General features: G+C 57.2%; 28 protein-coding genes and 1 pseudogene. 22 read left to right on the top strand and 7 right to left on the bottom strand.

The features are described 5' to 3' along the window. Nucleotides 1-6: 6 nt before the first annotated feature. The 11 genes and pseudogenes from AC5SEO_RS25875 to AC5SEO_RS25825 all read left to right on the top strand — a co-directional run. Nucleotides 7-1,125 (top strand): S49 family peptidase, encoded by a 1,119-nt coding sequence (locus AC5SEO_RS25875; RefSeq protein ID WP_495364171.1) that lies wholly within the window; start codon nucleotides 7-9, stop codon nucleotides 1,123-1,125. Between the two features lie 12 nt (nucleotides 1,126-1,137). After that, complete coding sequence (locus tag AC5SEO_RS25870; RefSeq protein ID WP_495364170.1) at nucleotides 1,138-2,346, top strand: phage major capsid protein; 1,209 nt, start codon at nucleotides 1,138-1,140, stop codon at nucleotides 2,344-2,346. Between the two features lie 47 nt (nucleotides 2,347-2,393). Continuing rightward, nucleotides 2,394-2,660, top strand: a complete 267-nt coding sequence (locus tag AC5SEO_RS25865; protein ID WP_495364169.1) for a hypothetical protein — start codon at nucleotides 2,394-2,396, stop codon at nucleotides 2,658-2,660. Continuing rightward, on the top strand, nucleotides 2,638-2,979 hold the full coding sequence (locus AC5SEO_RS25860; RefSeq protein ID WP_495364168.1) for a hypothetical protein: 342 nt from the start codon (nucleotides 2,638-2,640) through the stop codon (nucleotides 2,977-2,979). The genes AC5SEO_RS25865 and AC5SEO_RS25860 overlap by 23 nt, the downstream gene beginning before the upstream one ends. A gap of 1 nt (nucleotide 2,980) precedes the next feature. After that, a complete protein-coding gene (locus tag AC5SEO_RS25855) occupies nucleotides 2,981-3,328 on the top strand; it encodes a head-tail connector protein (protein WP_112539665.1) in 348 nt (115 codons plus the stop codon). A gap of 125 nt (nucleotides 3,329-3,453) precedes the next feature. Further along, nucleotides 3,454-3,810: a phage head completion protein gene (locus AC5SEO_RS25850; RefSeq protein ID WP_495364167.1), complete on the top strand. Its 357-nt coding sequence runs from the start codon at nucleotides 3,454-3,456 to the stop codon at nucleotides 3,808-3,810. Beyond that, the gene (locus AC5SEO_RS25845) at nucleotides 3,807-4,301 is read left to right on the top strand and encodes an HK97-gp10 family putative phage morphogenesis protein (protein WP_495364166.1); all 495 of its coding nucleotides are present in this window, start codon (nucleotides 3,807-3,809) and stop codon (nucleotides 4,299-4,301) included. The genes AC5SEO_RS25850 and AC5SEO_RS25845 overlap by 4 nt, the downstream gene beginning before the upstream one ends. Beyond that, nucleotides 4,301-4,711, top strand: a complete 411-nt coding sequence (locus tag AC5SEO_RS25840) for a DUF3168 domain-containing protein (RefSeq protein WP_060641806.1) — start codon at nucleotides 4,301-4,303, stop codon at nucleotides 4,709-4,711. The genes AC5SEO_RS25845 and AC5SEO_RS25840 overlap by 1 nt, the downstream gene beginning before the upstream one ends. Before the next feature lie 34 nt (nucleotides 4,712-4,745). Further along, on the top strand, nucleotides 4,746-5,177 hold the full coding sequence (locus AC5SEO_RS25835) for a phage tail tube protein (protein ID WP_060641805.1): 432 nt from the start codon (nucleotides 4,746-4,748) through the stop codon (nucleotides 5,175-5,177). A 1-nt stretch (nucleotide 5,178) separates the two neighbouring features. Further along, nucleotides 5,179-5,538: a hypothetical protein gene (locus AC5SEO_RS25830; RefSeq protein ID WP_495364165.1), complete on the top strand. Its 360-nt coding sequence runs from the start codon at nucleotides 5,179-5,181 to the stop codon at nucleotides 5,536-5,538. Between the two features lie 20 nt (nucleotides 5,539-5,558). Then, nucleotides 5,559-5,738 (top strand): annotated as a pseudogene (locus tag AC5SEO_RS25825) (phage tail assembly chaperone); the annotation flags it as partial. Between the two features lies 1 nt (nucleotide 5,739). Here the strand turns inward: AC5SEO_RS25825 and AC5SEO_RS25820 are convergent. After that, the gene (locus tag AC5SEO_RS25820) at nucleotides 5,740-6,072 is read right to left on the bottom strand and encodes a hypothetical protein (protein WP_495364164.1); all 333 of its coding nucleotides are present in this window, start codon (nucleotides 6,070-6,072) and stop codon (nucleotides 5,740-5,742) included. 16 nt (nucleotides 6,073-6,088) lie between these two features. After that, entirely contained in the window at nucleotides 6,089-6,541 is a 453-nt protein-coding gene (locus AC5SEO_RS25815) for a YbjQ family protein (protein ID WP_495364163.1), read from the bottom strand. A 47-nt stretch (nucleotides 6,542-6,588) separates the two neighbouring features. Here AC5SEO_RS25815 and AC5SEO_RS25810 point away from each other — a divergent pair, with 47 nt between their 5' ends. Beyond that, the gene (locus AC5SEO_RS25810; protein WP_495364162.1) at nucleotides 6,589-8,955 is read left to right on the top strand and encodes a phage tail length tape measure family protein; all 2,367 of its coding nucleotides are present in this window, start codon (nucleotides 6,589-6,591) and stop codon (nucleotides 8,953-8,955) included. A gap of 33 nt (nucleotides 8,956-8,988) precedes the next feature. Here AC5SEO_RS25810 and AC5SEO_RS25805 read toward each other — a convergent pair whose 3' ends face one another. Then, a complete protein-coding gene (locus AC5SEO_RS25805; protein WP_025593768.1) occupies nucleotides 8,989-9,321 on the bottom strand; it encodes a hypothetical protein in 333 nt (110 codons plus the stop codon). 96 nt (nucleotides 9,322-9,417) lie between these two features. Between AC5SEO_RS25805 and AC5SEO_RS25800 the strand changes: the two genes are divergently transcribed. Continuing rightward, nucleotides 9,418-10,062, top strand: a complete 645-nt coding sequence (locus tag AC5SEO_RS25800; protein ID WP_025593767.1) for a hypothetical protein — start codon at nucleotides 9,418-9,420, stop codon at nucleotides 10,060-10,062. Here AC5SEO_RS25800 and AC5SEO_RS25795 read toward each other — a convergent pair whose 3' ends face one another. Both AC5SEO_RS25795 and AC5SEO_RS25790 read right to left on the bottom strand, forming a co-directional pair. Beyond that, nucleotides 10,063-10,296, bottom strand: a complete 234-nt coding sequence (locus AC5SEO_RS25795) for a hypothetical protein (protein WP_025593764.1) — start codon at nucleotides 10,294-10,296, stop codon at nucleotides 10,063-10,065. A gap of 20 nt (nucleotides 10,297-10,316) precedes the next feature. Beyond that, nucleotides 10,317-10,544 (bottom strand): hypothetical protein, encoded by a 228-nt coding sequence (locus tag AC5SEO_RS25790; RefSeq protein ID WP_019567280.1) that lies wholly within the window; start codon nucleotides 10,542-10,544, stop codon nucleotides 10,317-10,319. A gap of 97 nt (nucleotides 10,545-10,641) precedes the next feature. Here AC5SEO_RS25790 and AC5SEO_RS25785 point away from each other — a divergent pair, with 97 nt between their 5' ends. The 6 genes from AC5SEO_RS25785 to AC5SEO_RS25760 are packed head-to-tail and all read left to right on the top strand — an operon-like array spanning nucleotide 10,642 to nucleotide 16,596. Then, entirely contained in the window at nucleotides 10,642-11,307 is a 666-nt protein-coding gene (locus AC5SEO_RS25785; RefSeq protein WP_495364161.1) for a hypothetical protein, read from the top strand. Beyond that, entirely contained in the window at nucleotides 11,307-11,735 is a 429-nt protein-coding gene (locus AC5SEO_RS25780; RefSeq protein WP_495364160.1) for a GNAT family N-acetyltransferase, read from the top strand. Before AC5SEO_RS25785 ends, AC5SEO_RS25780 begins: the two co-directional genes overlap by 1 nt. Before the next feature lie 43 nt (nucleotides 11,736-11,778). After that, nucleotides 11,779-14,658 carry a phage tail protein gene (locus tag AC5SEO_RS25775; protein WP_495364159.1) on the top strand — a complete coding sequence of 960 codons (2,880 nt, stop codon included), beginning with the start codon at nucleotides 11,779-11,781 and terminating at the stop codon, nucleotides 14,656-14,658. A 9-nt stretch (nucleotides 14,659-14,667) separates the two neighbouring features. Next, nucleotides 14,668-14,883, top strand: a complete 216-nt coding sequence (locus AC5SEO_RS25770) for a hypothetical protein (RefSeq protein ID WP_495364158.1) — start codon at nucleotides 14,668-14,670, stop codon at nucleotides 14,881-14,883. Further along, nucleotides 14,876-16,288, top strand: coding sequence for a fusion protein (locus tag AC5SEO_RS25765; protein ID WP_495364157.1), 1,413 nt, complete (start codon nucleotides 14,876-14,878; stop codon nucleotides 16,286-16,288). Before AC5SEO_RS25770 ends, AC5SEO_RS25765 begins: the two co-directional genes overlap by 8 nt. Beyond that, nucleotides 16,285-16,596, top strand: a complete 312-nt coding sequence (locus AC5SEO_RS25760; protein WP_495364156.1) for a hypothetical protein — start codon at nucleotides 16,285-16,287, stop codon at nucleotides 16,594-16,596. The genes AC5SEO_RS25765 and AC5SEO_RS25760 overlap by 4 nt, the downstream gene beginning before the upstream one ends. Here the strand turns inward: AC5SEO_RS25760 and AC5SEO_RS25755 are convergent. Beyond that, on the bottom strand, nucleotides 16,528-17,619 hold the full coding sequence (locus AC5SEO_RS25755) for an acyltransferase family protein (RefSeq protein WP_495364155.1): 1,092 nt from the start codon (nucleotides 17,617-17,619) through the stop codon (nucleotides 16,528-16,530). The genes AC5SEO_RS25760 and AC5SEO_RS25755 overlap by 69 nt on opposite strands. Nucleotides 17,620-17,683: 64 nt before the next feature. Here AC5SEO_RS25755 and AC5SEO_RS25750 point away from each other — a divergent pair, with 64 nt between their 5' ends. The 3 genes from AC5SEO_RS25750 (at nucleotide 17,684) to AC5SEO_RS25740 (ending at nucleotide 19,302) form a co-directional block, all read left to right on the top strand. After that, nucleotides 17,684-18,607 (top strand): glycoside hydrolase family protein, encoded by a 924-nt coding sequence (locus tag AC5SEO_RS25750; protein ID WP_495364154.1) that lies wholly within the window; start codon nucleotides 17,684-17,686, stop codon nucleotides 18,605-18,607. Continuing rightward, entirely contained in the window at nucleotides 18,607-18,840 is a 234-nt protein-coding gene (locus AC5SEO_RS25745; protein WP_019567289.1) for a hypothetical protein, read from the top strand. The genes AC5SEO_RS25750 and AC5SEO_RS25745 overlap by 1 nt, the downstream gene beginning before the upstream one ends. Nucleotides 18,841-18,957: 117 nt before the next feature. After that, the gene (locus AC5SEO_RS25740; RefSeq protein WP_076845793.1) at nucleotides 18,958-19,302 is read left to right on the top strand and encodes a hypothetical protein; all 345 of its coding nucleotides are present in this window, start codon (nucleotides 18,958-18,960) and stop codon (nucleotides 19,300-19,302) included. Nucleotides 19,303-19,850: 548 nt separating this feature from the next. On the opposite strand, the gene AC5SEO_RS25735 is transcribed toward AC5SEO_RS25740, so the two are convergent. Then, nucleotides 19,851-20,087, bottom strand: coding sequence for a DUF6894 family protein (locus AC5SEO_RS25735; protein ID WP_025593740.1), 237 nt, complete (start codon nucleotides 20,085-20,087; stop codon nucleotides 19,851-19,853). Nucleotides 20,088-20,155: the final 68 nt, after the last annotated feature.

Genomic DNA, 20,155 nt, shown 5'->3' with positions numbered 1-20,155 from the left:
AAAATCATGAAGTTTGAACACCTGATTTCGGCCTTTTTGGCCGAGCCTTGGGCTATTCAGCGCGAAAAACTGGGCGTTTTGGCTGATGTTTTGGTGGCGCGGGCCGAAGGTGAGAAGCTGTTTTCGTCCGAGTTCGCTGCCTCGATCGACGACGCGCGAGCCAAGGAAATTGCTGAAAATAGCGGCAGCGTCGCCATAATCCCGGTTTATGGGGTTCTGGCCGATAAAATGGACCTGTTTTCCGCGATGAGCGGCGGCACTTCATACGCCGGTATCAAGAAAGCGCTGCACAAAGCGCTTTCGAACGAGGATATCAAGGCTGTCGTGCTCGACATCGACAGCCCCGGCGGCACGGTGCCCGGCACTGACGAGCTCGCGACCGAAATCCGCAAGCTTCGCGGCGGCGAGAAGCCGATCATTGCTCAGGTCAACAGCCTGGCTGCAAGCGCGGCTTACTGGATCGCGGCGTCGACCGACGAAATTGTCGTCACTCCATCTGGCCGCGCCGGTTCGATCGGCGTTTATACCGCCCATGATGACCTGTCCGCAGCTCTTGAGCAGCGTGGCATCAAACGCACGTACATTTCAGCCGGCAAGCACAAGGTTGAGGGTAACGAGACCGAGCCGCTCGGCAAGGACACGCTGGCCCACGTGCAGGACGGTGTGAATCGCTCGTACAATCGGTTTGTTGCAGCCGTTGCTGAAGGGCGCGGTGTGACGGTCAGCAAGGTTGAGGACGGCTACGGTCAGGGGCGCGTGTTTTACGCAGAAGCCCTCATGGACCGCGGCATGGTCGACCGTGTTGCGACGCTTGACGAGACCTTGGCCCGCTACGGCGCGGACACGGAACCTGCGCCGGTAAAGCGCATCAAGGCCGCAAACGCTGCGAAGGCTGAGGCCGCACAGACGCTGGTCGCAAAGATGTCCGCCGGCGAGCAAATCACAAAACGCGAGTTCGAGAACGGCATCAGGGGACTGATGGGGTTATCGGGCTCTGAGGCAGAGCGGGCCGCTCGGCTCTACCTCAAAGATGGTCAGGGGGCTCCTGACGTCGAGACGGATGCTGCTGCTTTGGCAGCCATTGAACGGCTCATCGCCGAAGCAAAATCACCACTCATTCGATAAAAGGAGCCACTTATGGCTGATAATCAACTTGCCGATAAGATCGGCGAGCTCGGTACTTCGCTTGCGTCCATCAAGGAGCAGGTTGGCAATCTTGCAATCGACTTTACCACGAAGCTTGCCGCCAACGGCGAAGTTTCGGCGGAGCTGAAGGAAAAGACTGACAAGGCTCTGTCTGAACTTGGCGACGTTACGACCCGCCTCGGCGAGATGGAGAAGCGCGCCGCTCGAGAAAACGAGATCGGCGAAAACGAGCAGAAGTCGCTCGGTGACCTCGTCATCGATTCTGCCGAGTTCAAGGCCGGCATGCTCACTGGCGCATCCCGCGGCTCAATCCGCGTGAAGGCCGACCGCGCTGCCATCACTTCTGCCAATACCACCGTCGGCGCCGGCCGCTCTCAGGGTACGTCTCTGGTTCCCGGCGCGCGTGTTCCTGGCATCTTTGGTCTGCCTGAGCGCCAGCTGACGATCCGCGACCTGGTTTTGCCCGGCCAGACTGCTTCGAGCTCGATCGAATACGTCAAGGAAACCGGCTACACGAACAACGCTGCACCGGTCGCTGAAACGACTGCTAAGCCTTATTCGGATCTGACGTTCGACATGACGTCCGCGCCGGTTCGTACGATCGCGCACCTGTTTAAGGCCTCCCGCCAGATCCTGGACGACGCGCCAGCGCTTCGCTCCTACATCGACGGCCGCGCTCGCTACGGTCTCCGTTTCGCCGAAGAAAATCAGCTGCTGAATGGCTCTGGCACCGGCCAGAACATCCACGGTCTGGTTCCGCAGGCTACCGCGTTCAATCCGGCATTCGCTGCCGCAGACGAAACTGGCATCGACCGTCTTCGTCTGGCTGTTCTGCAGGTCGTTCTCGCTGAATATCCGGCAACCGCGTTCGTTCTGAACCCGATCGACTGGGCGAAGATTGAGCTGACCAAGGACGCCGGCGGCAACTACATCATCGGCAACCCGCAGGGCTCGCTCACTCCGACGCTCTGGAACCTGCCGGTTGTTTCGACGCAGGCGATGGCCGCAGGCGAGTTCCTCACCGGCGCGTTCAGCTTCGCAGCCCAGATCTTTGACCGCATGGAAATCGAAGTGCTGCTGTCCAGCGAGAACGTCGACGACTTCGAGAAGAACATGTTCACCATCCGCGCTGAAGAGCGTTTGGCGTTCGCAGTCTATCGCCCCGAGTCCTTCGTGACTGGCGATGTCGAAGGCGCCTGATTGATCTGAGGGGAGCTTCGGCTCCCCTTCCTTGAAAGGGAGTGAACATGACTAATTTTCTAGAAGTGAAAGCCAAGCGCACGTTCGCCGTTGGCAAAGAACTGAAGACCAAAAAGAGCGATCCATTCAAGGTCGAGGCGGGCGAGGCGAAGCAGCTCGATGAGCTGGGCCTGGTCGACATCATCGGCGAGGTTAAGGCTGACGCCTCTGTTGAAGACGACGCCGAGGATGAAGCCGCTGACAAGCCGGTGATCTCGTCTGCTCGATCGACGAAGAAGAAGGACAAACCCGATGCTGTCAACGAAGGTTCGTAAGCGCAGGGTCGCATCCTATATCGGCGCCGGTATCGTCAACGGTATCGGCTCGCCGGTGAATTCTATCGCGCCTGCAATTACGGGCACGGCGCAGGTTGGACAGACGCTAACGTCTACCGCCGGCACGTGGTCCGGCTCGCCGACCTATGCACGGCAGTGGTTCGCGGCGGGCGTCGCAATCGCTGGAGCGACGGCGGCGACCTATGTTCCGGTCGTGAGTGACGTCGGCAAGGCCATCACGGTTCGCGTAACCGCCACGAATGACAAGGGCAGCGTGCCTGTCACAAGCGCGCCGACTGCCGCAGTAGTGGCGGCCTGATATGGCCATCGTCGATCTCGAAACCGTCAAAAAGCATCTCCGTGTCTTTCATGAAGATGAAGATGTGGAGATCGGCCTCTATCGCGACGCCGCTGAGAGCATTGTTACGCAGCATCTTGATCGCGAAGTCGTAGCCGCAGGCGAAACACCCACGGCCGCCGACGGCATCGCTGCAACGCCCGCAATCGTGTCGGCGATCCTTCTCGTGACCGGCGATCTCTACGAGGTGCGCGAGCCTGACCCGAAGGCAGCGGGCGACGCGGTTCTTCCGCGAGCGGTACGGATGCTTCTGGCTCCGTGGCGTGTCTGGCGAACAGTGGCGGACGACTATGTGGCTCCGATTCCATGAACCGTTCGACTGGCGCCAGCCATGCTTCACCATCGCCTACAAGGCTGGCCTCTACAACGTCACACGCAAGTGCGCAGCGGCTGCAATAGCTGCTAAGGCTGCTGAACCCACCAAGGATCGACCGAATGCCAAAACGCAAGAGGGCGGGCGCAGGCTCGCTGAGTGAGCGCATCGGCTTTGAGGCCGAGGTCGAGGGTGGCGATGGGTATGGTGGCGTGGTCGTCGGATTCGCGGAGCAATTCGTAGAGCCAGCACGTCTTGAGCCGCGCGTCGGCAGCGAGCCTGTGATTGCAAGCCGCCTTCAGGGCTTGCAGCCCTACACCATGACCGTCCGCAGCAACGAACGCACGCGTACTATCACGCCAGCTTGGCGGGCGCGGAATAAGCGGTCAGGCGCGGTCTACGCCATCAAGGCTGCGGTCAACATCGACGAGCGCAACCAGTGGATCGAGCTGCTTGTGGTGCAAGGGGAGGCTTCGTGATTAAAGCAAAGGTTCTGGGCCGCGAGGCGCTGACGAAAAAGCTCAATCAGGTAGCTCCGCTCGCCAACAAGTACGCCGCCGAAGCGAAACTTCAGATCGCTACCGAAGCCGCCGACAAAATCTCCGACCGGGCGCCGATAAGTAACAGCGCAACGGCTGGCGACTATGCTGCCTCGATACAGGGCGGCAAGATTTCTGACAGGCCGAGCGCAAAGGCCCTCGTCGGAGCAACAGCCAGCAAGGATCCGGATGCCACTGGAGTTTTCGCCGCATGGATTTGGCACTTTTTGGAATTTGGCACGCGGCCGCACAATGTCGCCAAAGGCGGCGGCACTGTTGCGGGCAGGAAGCAGCGCGACGGCGCAAGGATGCATCCCGGCACAAGGGCGCAGCCACACGTCTTTCCGACATGGCGATCGATGAAAGCCAAGGCCAAAAAGAAGATTAGCGATGCCATATCGCGCGGAGTGAGGGAGGCCATGAAGAACTAATGGCTAGTCCCGATCTTGAGCTACAGGGCGCCATCGTCGCAAGGCTGAAGGCACGTTCATCGCTAACGGCCATTGTCGCACAGCGCATTTACGACCGCCCGCCGACCAATGCTGCGTTTCCATACGTCGAATACGGCGAAAGCCAAGTGATTAGAGATGACGTCGGCTGTCTGAAGTCGAACCTCATCTACGTGACGATCCACGTTTGGTCGCAATATTCCGGAGGCTTTAAGGAGCTGAAGGAAATCATTCACGAGGTCGTCGAGGCGTTGGATGAAGCACCCTTAGTGCTGCCCTCACATCGATTGATATCGATTACGCGGCAAGACACCCGTCATTTCAAAGACCCGGATGAAGTTACGACGCATGGCGTCGTCGAATTTGTCGCGCGCGTCGAGACACCGGCCTGATTGGCCATCAACCCCTAAATTTTGAGGTTTACTCATGGCCGACGGTCAACAGATTGGTCGTACGCTGCTCATCCAGATTGGTGACGGCGAAACTCCCGAAGTCTTTTCGAATCTGTGCGGTTTGACGACCCGCAGCTTCAATATGTCCGCAAACGAAGTCGACACGACCATTACGGATTGCGTCAATCCAGAGAACACGCCGCAGAAAACAGCAGAGCCGGGCATCAAGAACCGCACGTTCTCCGGCTCCGGCAAGTTCGTGAAGAGCGCCTCCAACACAGCGTTCATGACCCACGTCAACGACGCCACTAAGTTCAACGCCAAGGTAATAGTTCCCGGTCTTGGAACTTACACCGGCCCTTGGTTCGTTTCTGAATTCGAGTTCAGCGGCGAAATGGAAGGCAATATGGAATTCACCGCGACGTTCGTTGCTGCTGGTGTTCTTGCATTCGTCGCGGAGGTGTAATTTGGCTGATGCTGAAAAACCTTTTCCGTTGGAAGTAAACGGAGCTCGGGGGGAGGTCGGCCTGTGGGTCGGCAAGGAGCCGCTAGTCATTGTCGCTGAGATGGGTGGCCTTGCTGCCGTGTCATCGCGCCTGTCGTGCAAAAGTATGTCCGATTTGTTCCTTCGCCTGTCGGGCGTCGAGCCGGCTGCTACCGTGGCCGCTCTCGATCTGCTTACCGTGCGGGGCGACAAGGTGAAAGCCATCAGTGCATTGAAGCTGAAGCACTTTGGCGCTGTTGCCAAAGCGATCTCTGAGGCGTTGTCCCATCATTTTGATGAGGAAGACGAGGGAAACGGGGAAGCCGCTCTAAAGGCGGCGTAGAAGAACCATTCCCTTGGCGCGACTGGCAAAAGATCGCATTCGGCGGCCTTGGTTGGCCACCAGGAATATTCTGGAAGTCCAGCTTGACCGAGTTCACCCTCGCGGTGAAAGGCAAGGCCGAAGCAAACGGCTCCAAAAAGTCCGTGGCGCCGCCGTCTGACGAAGAAATGGATGAATTGATCAAGAAGTATGGTGGTTAGGCTAAGCCGGGTTCGGCTTAGCTGAGCAGTCTACCGCGGCGAAGGTCGTGTTCTCATGATTCTTCACGCTTTCGCGGTAGACGCTGCATCCGGTAGCCTTTTCGATCGCTTTAGTGTTCCGAACCCAAACCATCGGATCGAGCATCAGGAATGACTGGTCTTTCGGATTGTTCGGCATCGCCTTGTAGGAGCCAGCCTTGTTGCCCATAGGAGAGACTGAGAATTCGATGCCGTCAATCTCGACGACTTGCCCGTTTGGATAGTACTGCTCCATTTTGGTGCAGCCCGTAAGGACTGCGGCCATTGAGGCCGCCATTGCCATCGCTATTTTCATGGTACCCCCAAAGATATTATGCTGGCTTTAGCTTAACAGCCGTACCCGTCGCCGCGACAAAGAGTATGCCTCCGGTGCCGCCGGTCGTCAGTTGATTGTAATCCAGGTCAACAGAGATTACGGCGTCCGCTCCGACATCAAAGGCTTCTGACCTAAGGCCATCCAAACATGCGAGACGTGCCTCCTTTAGTGAGGCTTGGGAAGCGTTTGCCCGACCACCCACAAAGTCCCGCCAATTATTGGCCACGTCTTTGAAAATGCTCATGCCCAAGGCGGCTTCCGACGCGACTATCGATATGACGCTCTCAACCTCACGGTTAGGCACGTCAATCGAAGTCGTCATGATGATCGACTGCTTTTTGGCGTCGCCGTCGCTCTTCGCGACCGCTTCCTCGCAATCAACGCAGTGGCCGTCCTTACCGCCCAGATAATAGTCCGACCCGCACCGTTTGCACTTGGGCATATCCATCCTCTTTGGCTCGCTAATGGCGGGCCTTTTCACGTTAGGACACCGACTTGGCCGGTAATAATAATGATGATCTGATTATCTCAATCAGCACCGACCTTGCAACCGTAAAGCGTGCGCTAAACAGGCTGGTGTCGGACGTGGGCGCGGCATCCAGTGGCATTGAGAAACGTTTTGCCGCGACTGGGAAGTCGATCAACAATTCGCTCACCACGTCGATGCAGGATCGCATCAACAGTATGGTGGGTATTGGGACGACGGCAGCAAAAGAATGGAACGGGGTTCTCGCTGATCAGCAGAAAGAGCTTGATCGCCTCCGCGCCAAATACAGCCCGTTGTTCGCTACCATTTCGAATTATAAGAGCGCCGTCGCCGAGATCCGGCAGGCACATGCTGCCGGCGCCATTTCTGCTAATGAGATGGCGTCGGCAATTCAGCGAGAGCGACAGGCCGCCCTTGCGTCGACTGCAGCCATCAAGGGCCGTAACGCCGCACTGAAGGCAACAGTTACAACGAGTAGCGGCAACAGCTTCAACACGGCGAACATCGCAGCCCAGTTTCAGGACATCGGCGTGACGGCAGCGATGGGCATGTCGCCTATCCAGATCGCTTTGCAGCAAGGCACGCAGCTTTCGGCCGTCCTACAGCAGATTAAAGACAGCGGGCAGGGTGTCGGACAAGGTCTTGCAGCCGCATTCTCTTCCGTTATCTCTCCGCTGTCTCTGGTGACAATCGGTGTCATTGCCGCGGGCACGGCGGCATTTCAGTACTTCTCCACCATAATGAATGAAGGCGATAAGTCCGCCGAGGTGCTCAAGGAGCAGGCTGCGCTGATTGCTGCCGTAGCCGAGCGGTGGGGCGATGCGGTTCCTGCCTTGCGCGATTACGCTGATCAGTTGAAGCGTGCGCAGGACAACGCCGACCTCACCAAGGGCGCTGACATTGTAAATACCAACACGCTCGCTGACGTCCGCAAAGAGGTCGAGAGTACACGCGCCACCATTGCTGATCTGGTCTCGCAACTTCAGTCTGCAGGTGAAGAAGCTGACGTTATCAAGAACCTCCAGTCAGCATTCAATGACTTTGCGAAGGCTGCCGAAGAAGGCAAGGCGCAGACTGAAGATGTGGACCGTGTGCAGTCGGCCCTCAGTGCGGCCATAAACAGCACCGGCATTCCTGCACTCACTGAGTTCGCCAAATACTTTTCCACGCTATCGGCAGCTGCGCTGTCGGCCGCTGACAGCGTCCAGAAAGTCAACGACGCAACGTCTGTAGCAACCTCCAGGATCAATGATCCGAGGACGTGGCGCGGAGCAGGCCAGCAGGATTCACAATTCGGCGCAGATGCCACAATCCAAGGAACTCAGTTTCCCCTACCGGATAACGGCCCGACACCAGATCGACGCCCATCTGACCTGGATACGGACAAAAATAGAGGGTTCGGTACACCAAAGCGGGCGAGGGCGCCGACAAAGACTGCATCCGATCGCTTCGCGGAAGACCTTCAGGCAGTTCGCGATCGAACCGAAGCGCTTCGCCAGGAGATGAGCCTAATAGGCCTGTCTAACGAGGCTCAGACCAAGCGCCGCACTGCTCTTGACCTAGAGCAGAAGGCACTCGCCGACCTTCGAGAAGAGGCCCGCAAGAAGGGCGAGAAGGATCTGGAAAGCATCACGCTTTCGCCCGACAAGATTGCCGCAATCGAGCAGGAATCTGCGGCATATGCTCGTCAGTCTGAGGCGCTAAGGCAGGCTCAGGAGCAACAGCAAAAACTCAGCGAATGGAACAACGTTGCTAAGGGCGCGACGCGCGGCTTCATTGATGACCTCATTCAGGGTGAGAGCGCAGCTGATGCTTTCGCGGGCGCACTCAGTCGGATCGGCGACGCACTACTCGACGACGTGCTCGCCAGCTTGTTCAAGGTAAACAGTGCAGCTGGCGGCAGTGGCGGCCTCCTGAGTAGCTTCCTCGGCCTGTTTGGTGGCGGCGGGTTTGCTTCTCTTCCGATGACGGGGCCGGTTCCTACCGCAAGACCCGGCTTCTCCGATGGCGGCTATACCGGCGACGGTGGCAAATACCAGCCGGCGGGCGTCGTTCATAAAGGCGAGTACGTCTTTGACAAGGCTGCGGTTCAAGCTGCCGGCGGCCCCGCCGCGATGGAGGCAATGCGGCGCAATCTCAAAGGCTACGCCAACGGTGGCCCTGTCGGGATTTCGGTTCCGTCAATCCCGTCGCTGCGCCCGGCAAACGACAATGCCGTAAAGGTCAACTACGCTCCTGTCATTGACGCGCGCGGGGCTGATGCTGAGGCTGTGGCCCGACTTGAGAGGGTAGTCGCAAAGCAGGGCGCCGAAATGCAGGGCCGCGTCGAGGCGGCTGTGCGATCGGCTCAAAAACGAAACGTGAAGTTGGGGTAGGGCGACGCAGCGGAAGGCGGGCGGTAGAATGGTCTAACTAAAGAATTTTAGTGCTTTGGCGGATCTCTTGACCTCGCCACAATGGACTGCCTTAGCGCCTGCATTCATTTTAGTTTGCTGTTCTCCCGTGCGAAGTACACTCGATCGGAATGCTGATCCGAATCTCAAGGTGCCCCGTTCATCGGGTGGTGCGATACTGAAGAGATAACCCGAGAGCTTGTTGTGGTTGTATTTGAAACCGCAGAAGCTTTCAGCGGCCACGATCACTCCAAGTTGCTCGGCGGCTTGTCTGTAATCTTTTTCGGGTGCGGCTGTTAGCGCCGTTGGCAGCATTGCCGCGGCGATCATGATCGTTGTGCTCTTCATTTCCTCCCCCATTATCGCTAGCCGAGCATACTACCCCACCGCAAAAAAACACGGACGCAATCGGGAGTCGAGTCCCCGCAAGAGGCGGAATTCACAATGACAATCACATACCCGCTCCCAACTTCCTTCTTCGATGAGTTCCCAGGCTGGACGACTGAATTTCAGTTGCTTTGGCGGCAGGAGCAGTCCCGAACAGCCGGCGGCCAGACGGTCGTCAAAGACCTTGGCTCTCCGCTCTGGCAGATGACGGCGCAATCGCGCACGATGAAGCCGAATGAGTTGGACTACTGGCGTGCCAGGCTCACCAGCTTGGAAAACGGGCTCAAAACCTTCCGCGCATTCCCGAAATCGCGTTGCTTCCCGGTTGCCTATCCGAACGCCAGTTGGCCCACCGGCGGTGCTTTCAACGGCGTTGCCCAGGTGGCAACCATTGCATCGAACCGCAAGGCTATTTCACTCTCGGGCTTGCCCGCTGGCTACAAAGTCACGGTCGGCGATTACATCCAGATAGGCGACAAAGACCTGCATATGGTCATGGAGTCAGTGACTGCTAGCGGCGGTGGCGTGACGACGCAGTTTGAAGTGCGCCCTCATCTGTGGCCCGGTGTGGTGGCGCCTGTTGCCGCAACGTTGGCAAAGCCATCCTGCATCATGGCAATCGTGCCTGGTTCGATCTCGACGACTGCCGACATGGCGACGGGTCGCGGCACGGTTACGTTTCAGGCTATTGAGGCCAGGTAGTCATTGAATTTTCACCCCGAAATGCGCGGCGATCATCTTCGATTCACGAGTGCCCTTGGCAACTTCACGATCAAAGCATTTCGCGTAGAGATCGGAACCCTTCTTGTCGCGGCAGTCGCGCTCGGCATTCCTGTGGACCGCTTTCTTCCAGTCAAACGGCTCTGATTTTACGATTGGGCCTTGTTGGCAGGCGGTCAGGAACGCGGCCGATAGCGTGACGATTAAGGACTTCATGAAATCTCCGGAGCAAAATCTCAACGCGGTTGCACGTGTGCGTAACGAGCCATGATGCCGTCATAGAATTTTTTACGGCCACGAACTTCTCGCTCGTAACACGTAGCAAACTGCTCCTTCCCTTTCGTGGTGCGGCAGTAGCGATCGGCGCCGTCTTCAATGGCCCTCTGCGCTTTCCATTCCGTAGGCGTTTGGGTCTGGCATGCGGTGAGCGTCAAAGCCGCAATGGCTAGAAAAAAGTACTTCATGAAATCCCCCAATGACGGCGTGATTAATGCTCAACTTTAAGTCTGTGTCTAGGCCACCTGAGGTGGCTTTTTGGTGTCAGATCCCAACGGGAAATCAATGAGAAACATCTCAGCAGAAAACCTTGCTGCGCTTGGGGCGCGGCAACTGGTAGCGCGTGACTTCCTCTGGTTTGTTGCGCGCGATCGAGCGACTGGTGCGCCCGTTACAGACGGCATGTGGTCGGACGTCGGCAACGTGTCGGCGGCTGTAGTCCACCCGGACACAGGTCTGCCTGTCACTCGTGACTGGTATGGCTCCGGCACGCTGGTGCAGATCGATGACATTCCGCTCGTCGCCAACCTGTCGGTGCAGAACGTCAACATCCGCCTGTCGCAGGTGAGCGAGCACGTTCAGACGCTTGTCCGCCTCTATGACTGTAAGCAGGCTCGCGTCGAGATCTACCGCGGCTTGTTCGATCCGGATAGCCGCCAGATGGTGGCGCCTGCCGAGTGTCGTTTCGTCGGTTTCGTCGACACCATCACGATCAACACGCCCTCTGAAAATGAAGAGGGTAGTGTGACGATGGTGTGCGCCAGCCATACTCAGGAGATGACGCGCTCCAATCCGGCGACGCGCAGCCATGCTACGCAGGTTCTGCGGCAGGCCGGTGATGCATTCTACACCGATGCAGACACCTCGTCCGAGTGGGAGTTCTTCTGGGGTTCCGAGAAAGGCAAGGTCGCGACGCAGCCGAAGCGCAAGAAATTTCTCGGGATATTCTGATGGATGTTCGATTTGCTACCGTCGAGGACCGCGACCGTGTTGTTGCGCTCCTCCGCGAAAGCCATGAGGCCGCAGGCTTCACCTTTCCGTTTCAGGCGGCTTACGCAGACCAGCTGTTTCAGCAGCACATGCGTTCTCCAATGGCTTGCGTGCTGGTCACAGGCGAGCGTGCGCACGGCGTTCTGATGGCCGCTGCTTTTGATCATCCGTTCGGTGCTGGCCGCATTGCCAAGGAAACGGTCTGGTTCGTATCGCCAGAGGCGCGCGGGCGCGGCTCAATCAAGATGCTTGACGCCTACGAGGCATGGGCGCGCTCAGTCGGCTGCGTCTCCGTCGGCATGGCATCGTTGGCAACCAATGACGTTTCCAGCCTCTACGAGCGGCGCGGGTACGGCGCTGTCGAAACACACTTCATGAAGCCGCTCTAGCGGCTAAGCGCGCGGTTAGCGCAGCGCATCGCAAGGAAAATCGATGGCTATTTTTTCTGGTATCGCGACCGCGATATCCGGCGCGATCTCGGCTGTCTCCAGTTTTATTGGTGGCCTCGGCGTCGTTGGCTCTTTCCTGCTGAAAACTGCAGTAGGCGTCGGCGTCAGCCTGCTCGCCCAGTCGCTCACCGGCAAGCCCAAAGATCCGACATTCTCGATCAACGGCACACTGCAAGGCGGCGGCGATATCTCGCGCTCCTTTATCCTCGGTCGTACTGCGACTGCTGGATCTCTCGTGTTCGTCAATACGTGGGGTCAGGACGGTGACACGCCTAACGCCTACCTCACGCAGGTGATTGCGCTCTCCGACATGCCGATCCGTGGCCTTGTCGAGTTGTGGGTGAACGGTGAGCGCGTTACGCTTGGCGCCGCTTCCGAGCGCGGCCAGATCGTGAACGAGTACCCTGACAGCCTTTGGGTCAAGTTCTACGATGGCACGCAGACGACGGCGGACAGCTTTCTGTTCTCGTCGGTATCGAACGGTAACAGGTGGTGGAACCCTGACCGCATCGGGCGTGGTGTCTCGTACGCGATTGTCACTGCGCGCGTGTCGAAGAACATGTTCTCCGGAGTGCCTTCGTTCAAGTTCGTGCTAGATGGCATGCGCTTGTACGACCCATCCCGCGACAGCACTGTTGGTGGTGTTGGAACTCATCGTTATGCCGATCCGGCGACATGGGGCGGCGACGGCGACTTCCTGCCGGCGGTGCAGATCTACAATCTGCTGCGAGGCATCAGCTACAACGGCCAGTGGTTTTACGGCCTGCAGAATATGGCGGCGGCCCGCCTCCCTGCTTTGGCGTGGATTGCGCAGATCGAGAAGCACCGCGCTGGTACGCTAGAATCCACTGGCTGGGTCAACACGTACCGAAGCGGCGGCGAAGTCCAGGTCGAGGCTCCGCTGACGTCGGCCGTCGAGGCACTGCTAACCGCATGCCAAGGCAAGATTTCGGAAGTTGGTGGCGTCTACTACCTGCATTCTGGTGCTCCGGATGGTCCGGTTATCGCATTCACCGACGCCGATATCTTGTCGACTGAAGAGCAGGAGTTCACGCCGTTCCTTGGATTGGCAGACACTATTAACGGTGTTTCTGCGAACTATCCTTCTCCGCAAGACGGCTGGGTATCAAAGACTGCACCGCCGATCTATCGGACTGACCTTGAAGCGATCGACGGCAATCGCCGTCTGATGGCTGATGTCGATCTGAACTTTGTTCCGTATGCGGAGCAGGTACAGCGGCTGATGAGGTCGGCGCTCGAAGAGGCCCGACGCTTCCGCAGGCACACGATTGTTCTGCCTCCGCGCTTCTGGGCCTACGCGACACCGGGGACGGTGTTCTCGTGGACTTCCGAACGTAACGGCTACATCGCGAAACTGATGCGCCTCGATGGCGTTGCAGATCGCGCCAACCTCGATGTGATGGTCGACATCACTGAGGTTGATCCAGCCGACTACGACTGGAGTACCGATACAGACTTCAAGCCTCCTGTTGATGGGCAGCTCGGGGTAATTCGCCCATCGCCACAGCCGATCATTGAATGGTTCGCAGAACCAGCCACGGTTAAGGACAGCACTGGTCAGGATCGCCGGCCTGCCATCCGACTGACTTGGGACAACAGCGATGGTCGCCTCGATGACGTTATAGGCATTGAGTACGAAGTCCGCCTTCAGGCATCGCTTGAAAAGGTCACGGAAGGTCGCACAGACCAGCCGCAGGTAGGCTCAATGCTCATCTCGCAAGGGTTGCTGCCTAACGAGAGTTACGTAGCTCGTGGCCGCTACATACCGGGTGGCGACAGGCCGGTTTTGTGGTCGGGATTTATCCCTGTCATTACACCGAACGTCCTGCTTTCCGACCTCGATGTTTATGTTGATATCGATCTAAGCGGTATCGGTGATGCTCTCGGTTGGCTTCGCGACAGCGCCAGAACGGCACAGGACGCAATCGACGGGCTTATTGCCGCACAGATGGAAATGGCGACGATTGCCTACAAAGACACCCGAAATCTCGCCAGAGAACTGTCCGTGGAGCTGGGCGCGGCGCGCGCTGAATATCGCGAGGATATCCAGCTTGCCGTCAACGAAACCATGGCCGTCGCTGGCAAGGTGGAGACGTTGACGGCGGCACTAGGCGGCAGCTCCGCGTTCGTTAATATTGCCTGGGCGGCTTTAGCCACACCGGCAGGATACGCGGCTCGGTATGGCGTGACGGCGGCTGTCAACGACGGTCAGTATCGTTCTGCGGCGCTATTGTTGGATGTACCAGCAAACCCGCTGAGCCCGACGCGCCTGGTCGGCTTCGCTGACCAATTTGTCATAGCCAGCGGCGATATGTCGGTGATCAAGCAGCCGTTCGTAGTTCAGGGCGGTGTGCTCTACGCCAACGACATCAGGGTCAACAAGCTATCGGCATTTACCTCCGTGCTCGGGAACGTCAACATTGAGGAAGCCTACATTGGCAACCTTCAGGTTGGCACCTCTAACATCGAGCCAGGCGCAATCACGCGGGTCGATGCCAACGCGAGAACTGACACTGGTACGTTTGATGTCACCGTGAGCCACGGCCAAGGATCTCCGACTGTGCGCCTTGATATCGTAAGCAAGTTGATATCTGGCGGAACGGTCAACGGGAAGTCTCAGATTGTTACCCAAAATATCACCAACGGTGGCGAAGTGAGCAACTTCTGCATCTTCAACTCGACGGATGACGCCAGCGGATTCCGCTACGTTGGCAGCGACATTGTTCTCTACACCCCCTTGTCCAATCAGTCTCAGACAACGTTTCGAGTAACCGTATCCGGCGGTCCGTTCCTTGGATCGGTCGATAGAACCATTTTGATCGCATCCACCTTTAAGCGCTGAGGAAATCCTATGACTACCGGCAACACAATGCAGGTCGACGCTCTCGTCGCTTTGCATGAAGCAGAAGTGCGCGAAGGCTTTTTGAAGCAGCGCACTCTGCTGCTATCCCAGCATCTTTCGATGCAGAAACAAGAGAACCAAATCCTTCTCGACAAGATCAACGGCCTTGAAGCCGATCTGCGCCTCGCTCGCGGTGAAGGCGAAGGAGACCCCGCCAATGGCTAACACCACATGGTACGGCGACGGTACGGCTACCGTCGCTGTCGGCTCTCGCACTGTGACCGGCACGGATACCGGTTGGATGACGGAGGTCGCCGGACTGACGCCGATCAAGGTCGGTGACAAGTTTGGTATCCACGTCGGCCGCCCGATCGTCATCGAGCAAATCATCAGCGACACAGAGCTGTTGCTTGCCGACGACTGGCCCGGTCCTGCCCAGACAGACGCGCCCTACAAGGTCGAACTGACCTCGCCAACGATTGCAGCAGTCGAGGCAATGCGTCGGCTGCTGGCTTCGCTGTCGAATGGCAACCTTGACAGCCTGTCTGAAATCTCGGTTGGCACCGATGATATTCCGATCGGCATTGGCCCGGGAGTATTCGGGACGATCAATAAGGCGGCGCTGGTCAACGGTGTGGAATTCGACGTTCAGGTCGACACGCTGGCTGATCGAGCCGCATACAATTCAGAAGCGCAGGGCTTTAAGGTTCTGGTCTCTGACGTCGGAGACGGACGGGCGGCTCTCTACAGCAAGAACTCAGCGGCGTCTGGAGACTGGAGCGACCCAAGTTACATCACTGGTGGTAAAGGTGATGAAGGCGATCCTGGCCCCGCGGGCCTTAACCCTGTTGGTAACTACAGTTCAGGCTCGACATATGCAGCGCGTGATGCCGTTCTGAATAACGGCTCCACATGGATTGCAAAGTCCTCAGTTCCGGCAGGACAGGCGCCACCCACGTTACCAACGACGGAAAACACCTATTGGCGTCTCTTAGCTCAGAAGGGGACAGACGGATCGGGCACCGGTGACGTCACTGGTGCGGCATCATCCGTCGATGGTCAGTTCGCTGCTGCCAACGGCACCACTGGCAAGACGATCAAATTTCTGACTGCTGCTCAGGCTCGGCAGACACTTGGTGGTTGGGAACTCATTGCGCAAGAACCTCTTGGTGGTGTTGTCTCGTGGTCGCGCACCGACCTTGGGGTTTTTCGTATGCTTCGCTTAACCGCAGCTATCGAAAACGCGAGCGAAAGCGGTGTGTTGTTTAGATTGAGTAACGACAATGGCGGATCTTACGCCTCTGGAGCGGCAGCATATAGCTTTGCAACATCTCAGCGATCTTCTGGCCCAACAACGACATGGAACTCCACGACTGCTAATGGCGCTTCAATTCAAGGAGGCACTTCCTTTTTCAGTGTTTTTGAATCGGAGGTTTTTGAGTTCAACGTTTCATCGAGATTCACCCACTTTCTATCAAAAGGGCACAGGACGGCATCAGGGGTCGGTCAAGCAATTTTTGAGACTAAATCCAGTTTTGATATGGCTCGCGCGGAGAACGCGATCCAACTGGTCAACACGAATGGCGTAGCGATGTCGGGGTTTATTCAGCTTGAAGGGGTGAGGGGATGAAGATAGTCGAAAACGGCGTGGAGCGCGACCTAACGCCAGTCGAGATCGCCGATGCAGGTTTTGAACCTCTGCCCGATTTTTCTGAGCCCGCAAAAGTTATTTATCCGACCGACCTATGGAGGAGGATGACGGATGCAGAGGTTGCTGCGGTTGAAGGTGTCATGGGCGCGCAGCCCTCTCGTATTCAGCGCATCTTCAATGCTGCCACTGAGTATCGCAGCGACGATGAGTTGTGGTCGTTACTGGCTGGCATTGCTAACTCTCTCTTTGGGTCTGAGCGCGCCGAAGAGATTCTTGCTGCCTCGTGATAGGTGTCGCCCAATTTGCGTGAAAGGCTTTTCGACAATTACACTCAACAGCCAACATGCTGCGAAAAGCAGAAATAGGGTGGCGGCGCTGCGGACGGGCTCACCAACAGCAATCCTCGCATAGAAGTAATCGAACCCCCACGTGTGGAACAGATAGACCGAGTAAGTCAGCCCAGCGGTCCACACAATCAAACTCGATTGCGGCAGTTTTTCTCTAAGCATCCAAGCCAGACAGAAAAGACACCCTGCGGCAACGCTTCCCCACATGTTGTAGATTTCGAGTAGAGACAGACGGTAGGACAGGTTGGCGTAGGTCAACGCAGTGACCACCGCCAAAAAGTAGAGCGGCACTCTTTTTGTTTCGTACAAATAAACGATCGATCCAAGCAGGAGAAAAGGTGCTGATTGGTTCAGAAAATCGTATGTGAGCTCTGACCAGTTCGGAAAGCCTGGCAGCAAAGCACACAAGAGGATCGCTGGGATCACAGAACTCGCCAAAACGACCATTCTAGTCCTGACAGGAAAAAAGCAAAGTAAGGTCATCGCAGCGTAGAACAGAATTTCTATGCGCAGCGTCCAATCTACGCCGTTAAGAACCCTATCCGTGTGAGTGAAATCGCCAAGGAGTGAAAGTCTGGGCCAAAGCGCTTGCCAAGGCGGAATACTGCCATCCATAAAGTAGAACTGCATGAGCACCGCAGCGATGTACAACGGATATATACGGAACACGCGCCTGACGAAGAATGACACCGGATTATCGGTTTCTGCTGCAGCAGTGATTACGTATCCAGAAACTAAGAAGAATACGATGACGCCAGTTCCTCCATTCCAGAACATCGGCATTAAGAAATTGTAGGCATCAGTAAAGGCGTTGGGTGCCCCCGTCTGGATCCTTGCTCCACCCGGAAACTTGTGTCCCAAAAGCACGCTGATAAACGCAAAGCACCGCAGGTACTCAAGGAATATGATTTTCTGGTGCCGTTCCAAAGCTGCCCCCGCCGCACGTTTTGCACTCAATACCATTCAAGGTTGGCCCCGCCAACAGATATCGCCGGTAGCGTAAACCGGCACCCATAAGGATTCCCAAATGCCAATCACTAAAATCTCCACACAGGGGAGGGCTTTCGTGCGCCTGCACGAGGGCAATCCACTTACCTGCTACCTCGACCCTGTCGGTATTCCGACGATCGGTACGGGCTTCACGATGCGCAGCGATTCAGTTCGCCGCGAACTGGCCAAGATCGGCATCACGAAGCTTGTCCCAGGTAAGACCAAGATCACCGCATCGCAGAGCGATGTCATCCTCGACGCTGTTCTCGCTGCCGAGTACGTACCTGCCGTCGTTGCCGGTTCGCCCAAGAATCGCAAACAGCATGAGCTGGACGCTGCTGCATCCGTGACGTTCAATCTCGGCGTCGGCGCGATGAATTGGACGTGGGCTGATCTCTGGCGCAAAGGCCAGATCCAGAAGGCCGCCGCTCATCTCGCAAGCAACTACAACACTGCGAAAGGCAAGAAACTGCCTGGCCTCGTGCGCCGTCGCAAGGAAGAGGCGCTTCTATTCGAAAAGGGCATCTATACCGGCGTTGGCGTGACGAAAGAAGTGACGGCGGAACCGCCGGTGCTACCGGATCCAGTTGTGAAGGAAGCGCAGGAGCTGCTCACGACTGCTGGCCTCAATCCCGGCGCTATCGACGGTTGGATGGGCGAAAAGACCAAGTCTGCTGTTATTGCCTATCAGAAGGCACACCCGCACCTTATCGCTGATGGCATCGTCGGTCCTGCCACCATCGCGCAGCTTCGTCGGGACGCAGGCGCGGCCAAGGACGTGGTTACAAAAGGTGCAAGCTCTGCGGCTGGTTCTGGATTGCTTGCCTTCACCGCAGGCCTCCCATGGGGCTGGATCGCCGCAGGCGTGCTTGTCGCCGTGGTCGTCTACGTGGCCTACCGCAACCGCGATGTGATCGCGCGCCGCTGGAATAGCTGGCGCGGGAAGGAGGTGGTGGTTTGATGATCATCGCCAAGCTTAAAGGCTACCTAGCCGCAATCGGCACGGCGCTCGCGATCCTTGCGGGCGTCTTTTTGTATGGCCAGCGGGCAGGGCGCACCGCGGCGAAGGACGAGCAGGCTGCGGCGAATGCCAAGGCTATCAAGAAGGCTGGGGACGTCGAACATGAAATCAAAAATCTTGGCGACGATGATGTTGATCGTCGTCTTACTCAGTGGATGCGCGACAAGCGGTAATTACTGCGACATCGCGCGACCGGTGCGGCCCTCCTTCGAGGATAGCCTCACGCCGGAAACAAAACGGCAAATCCTCATCGAGAATGAGAAGCTGCAGAAGCTCTGCGGGGTGAAGCCATGACCGGCCCTGAAATCATGGCTGTCGCTGCCTTCTTCATCACGGTTTTTGGTTTTCTGTTCGGCCTCTGGAAGTACGTCGACGCGAAGATCAGTGCCGCAAAGATGGAGGCGTCTGGCGCCGCCTCTGCGGCTTCGGCAATGGCGTGCCTTGCGAGGGAAGAGCTCGCGGCTCACCGTCTGCATGTGGCGGAAACCTACGTCTCAAAGTCCGGCCTTCGCGAACAGACTGAGCAGATTATGGGCGCTATCGGCGCCGTGAAGGATGCCGTCGACAAGATGACGTTACGCGTGGATCGCATCGTCGAAAATCAATCAAAGCCGCGCGCGACGCGGGCTTCCTAATTTGGCCCGCTTGCCGAGAGGTAGGCGGGCTTTTTGTTTGGTCTGGCACGACTCGAGAACATCAAAACACCGCGATAGCGCTATTAAGAACCGTTATGGTTTGCTGAGCGCGGCTTCGGCCCCTCTAGCTACCGATGTAACTCGTCTGTCTCATCTCGCCTAAGTTTGTTGGTCGCTTCGACAACAGCATTCGTATACCTTCTGCTGCATCAAGCAGTACGTGCACCTTCTCATCTTCGGAGAGCCGGCCAGTCTCCATAGATGCGGTGCGGAGATAGCTCATCAAATCACGATTGATCGCTTCGCCCGGTACTTCCGCATGAAGTCGTTGGACCATATTAATCGTTCTATTCAGCAGCGTTCTCACTTGATGTGGAGTGAGGCTAGATACTTCGGACGCCGCTTGCTCCAACTCTGAAATAAGCCCCCTAGGCATACGTTCATCCCTCCCGCTTGGTCTATATTCTCTCCTCTTCAAATGAGAACACGCGATAAGCGAAGAGTCTATGTGTGAAATCTATATGGTCGAGTGTGATGACGCGCAGAATTTACTTAAAGCGCATAACAGATTTAAGGGGGATTCTCGCGATCAAATGGCCGTCGCCGCGAATAACTTCAAATGAGCTGCCATCTACGACTTCGTCCTTGAGGATTTTTTCTGAGAGCATTTCTCTCGCGGCTTGCACGGCCTCGTGTCTTGCCTGCTCATCAGTAGAGAGAATTGCTCCCTCCATATCCACGGAAAGCCCTTCAGCGTCTCGGACGTGGAAAAAGTAACGCGGCATAGCGAAATTCCCGGTGGAGTGCACCCCATTTCACCGGACAAGTCGGCTAGATTGATTTAGCCCTGATG

It is taken from the genome of Agrobacterium sp. K11 (assembly GCF_059429395.1).
This window is presented reverse-complemented; position numbering and strand designations above follow the sequence as displayed.

Excerpts from the sequence above, each read along its gene's own strand:
- AC5SEO_RS25735 (WP_025593740.1), bottom strand. The coding sequence starts at position 20,087 with ATGCCGCGTTACTTTTTCCACGTCCGAGACGCTGAAGGGCTTTCCGTG.
- AC5SEO_RS25855 (WP_112539665.1), top strand. The coding sequence starts at position 2,981 with ATGGCCATCGTCGATCTCGAAACCGTCAAAAAGCATCTCCGTGTCTTT.
- AC5SEO_RS25870 (WP_495364170.1), top strand. The coding sequence starts at position 1,138 with ATGGCTGATAATCAACTTGCCGATAAGATCGGCGAGCTCGGTACTTCG.
- AC5SEO_RS25850 (WP_495364167.1), top strand. The coding sequence starts at position 3,454 with ATGCCAAAACGCAAGAGGGCGGGCGCAGGCTCGCTGAGTGAGCGCATC.
- AC5SEO_RS25765 (WP_495364157.1), top strand. The coding sequence starts at position 14,876 with ATGGCTAACACCACATGGTACGGCGACGGTACGGCTACCGTCGCTGTC.
- AC5SEO_RS25755 (WP_495364155.1), bottom strand. The coding sequence starts at position 17,619 with ATGGTATTGAGTGCAAAACGTGCGGCGGGGGCAGCTTTGGAACGGCAC.
- AC5SEO_RS25745 (WP_019567289.1), top strand. The coding sequence starts at position 18,607 with ATGATCATCGCCAAGCTTAAAGGCTACCTAGCCGCAATCGGCACGGCG.
- AC5SEO_RS25815 (WP_495364163.1), bottom strand. The coding sequence starts at position 6,541 with ATGGATATGCCCAAGTGCAAACGGTGCGGGTCGGACTATTATCTGGGC.
- AC5SEO_RS25875 (WP_495364171.1), top strand. The coding sequence starts at position 7 with ATGAAGTTTGAACACCTGATTTCGGCCTTTTTGGCCGAGCCTTGGGCT.
- AC5SEO_RS25780 (WP_495364160.1), top strand. The coding sequence starts at position 11,307 with ATGGATGTTCGATTTGCTACCGTCGAGGACCGCGACCGTGTTGTTGCG.
- AC5SEO_RS25770 (WP_495364158.1), top strand. The coding sequence starts at position 14,668 with ATGACTACCGGCAACACAATGCAGGTCGACGCTCTCGTCGCTTTGCAT.
- AC5SEO_RS25775 (WP_495364159.1), top strand. The coding sequence starts at position 11,779 with ATGGCTATTTTTTCTGGTATCGCGACCGCGATATCCGGCGCGATCTCG.
- AC5SEO_RS25840 (WP_060641806.1), top strand. The coding sequence starts at position 4,301 with ATGGCTAGTCCCGATCTTGAGCTACAGGGCGCCATCGTCGCAAGGCTG.
- AC5SEO_RS25805 (WP_025593768.1), bottom strand. The coding sequence starts at position 9,321 with ATGAAGAGCACAACGATCATGATCGCCGCGGCAATGCTGCCAACGGCG.
- AC5SEO_RS25795 (WP_025593764.1), bottom strand. The coding sequence starts at position 10,296 with ATGAAGTCCTTAATCGTCACGCTATCGGCCGCGTTCCTGACCGCCTGC.
- AC5SEO_RS25860 (WP_495364168.1), top strand. The coding sequence starts at position 2,638 with ATGCTGTCAACGAAGGTTCGTAAGCGCAGGGTCGCATCCTATATCGGC.
- AC5SEO_RS25740 (WP_076845793.1), top strand. The coding sequence starts at position 18,958 with ATGACCGGCCCTGAAATCATGGCTGTCGCTGCCTTCTTCATCACGGTT.
- AC5SEO_RS25820 (WP_495364164.1), bottom strand. The coding sequence starts at position 6,072 with ATGAAAATAGCGATGGCAATGGCGGCCTCAATGGCCGCAGTCCTTACG.
- AC5SEO_RS25865 (WP_495364169.1), top strand. The coding sequence starts at position 2,394 with ATGACTAATTTTCTAGAAGTGAAAGCCAAGCGCACGTTCGCCGTTGGC.
- AC5SEO_RS25750 (WP_495364154.1), top strand. The coding sequence starts at position 17,684 with ATGCCAATCACTAAAATCTCCACACAGGGGAGGGCTTTCGTGCGCCTG.
- AC5SEO_RS25760 (WP_495364156.1), top strand. The coding sequence starts at position 16,285 with ATGAAGATAGTCGAAAACGGCGTGGAGCGCGACCTAACGCCAGTCGAG.
- AC5SEO_RS25835 (WP_060641805.1), top strand. The coding sequence starts at position 4,746 with ATGGCCGACGGTCAACAGATTGGTCGTACGCTGCTCATCCAGATTGGT.
- AC5SEO_RS25785 (WP_495364161.1), top strand. The coding sequence starts at position 10,642 with ATGAGAAACATCTCAGCAGAAAACCTTGCTGCGCTTGGGGCGCGGCAA.
- AC5SEO_RS25800 (WP_025593767.1), top strand. The coding sequence starts at position 9,418 with ATGACAATCACATACCCGCTCCCAACTTCCTTCTTCGATGAGTTCCCA.
- AC5SEO_RS25790 (WP_019567280.1), bottom strand. The coding sequence starts at position 10,544 with ATGAAGTACTTTTTTCTAGCCATTGCGGCTTTGACGCTCACCGCATGC.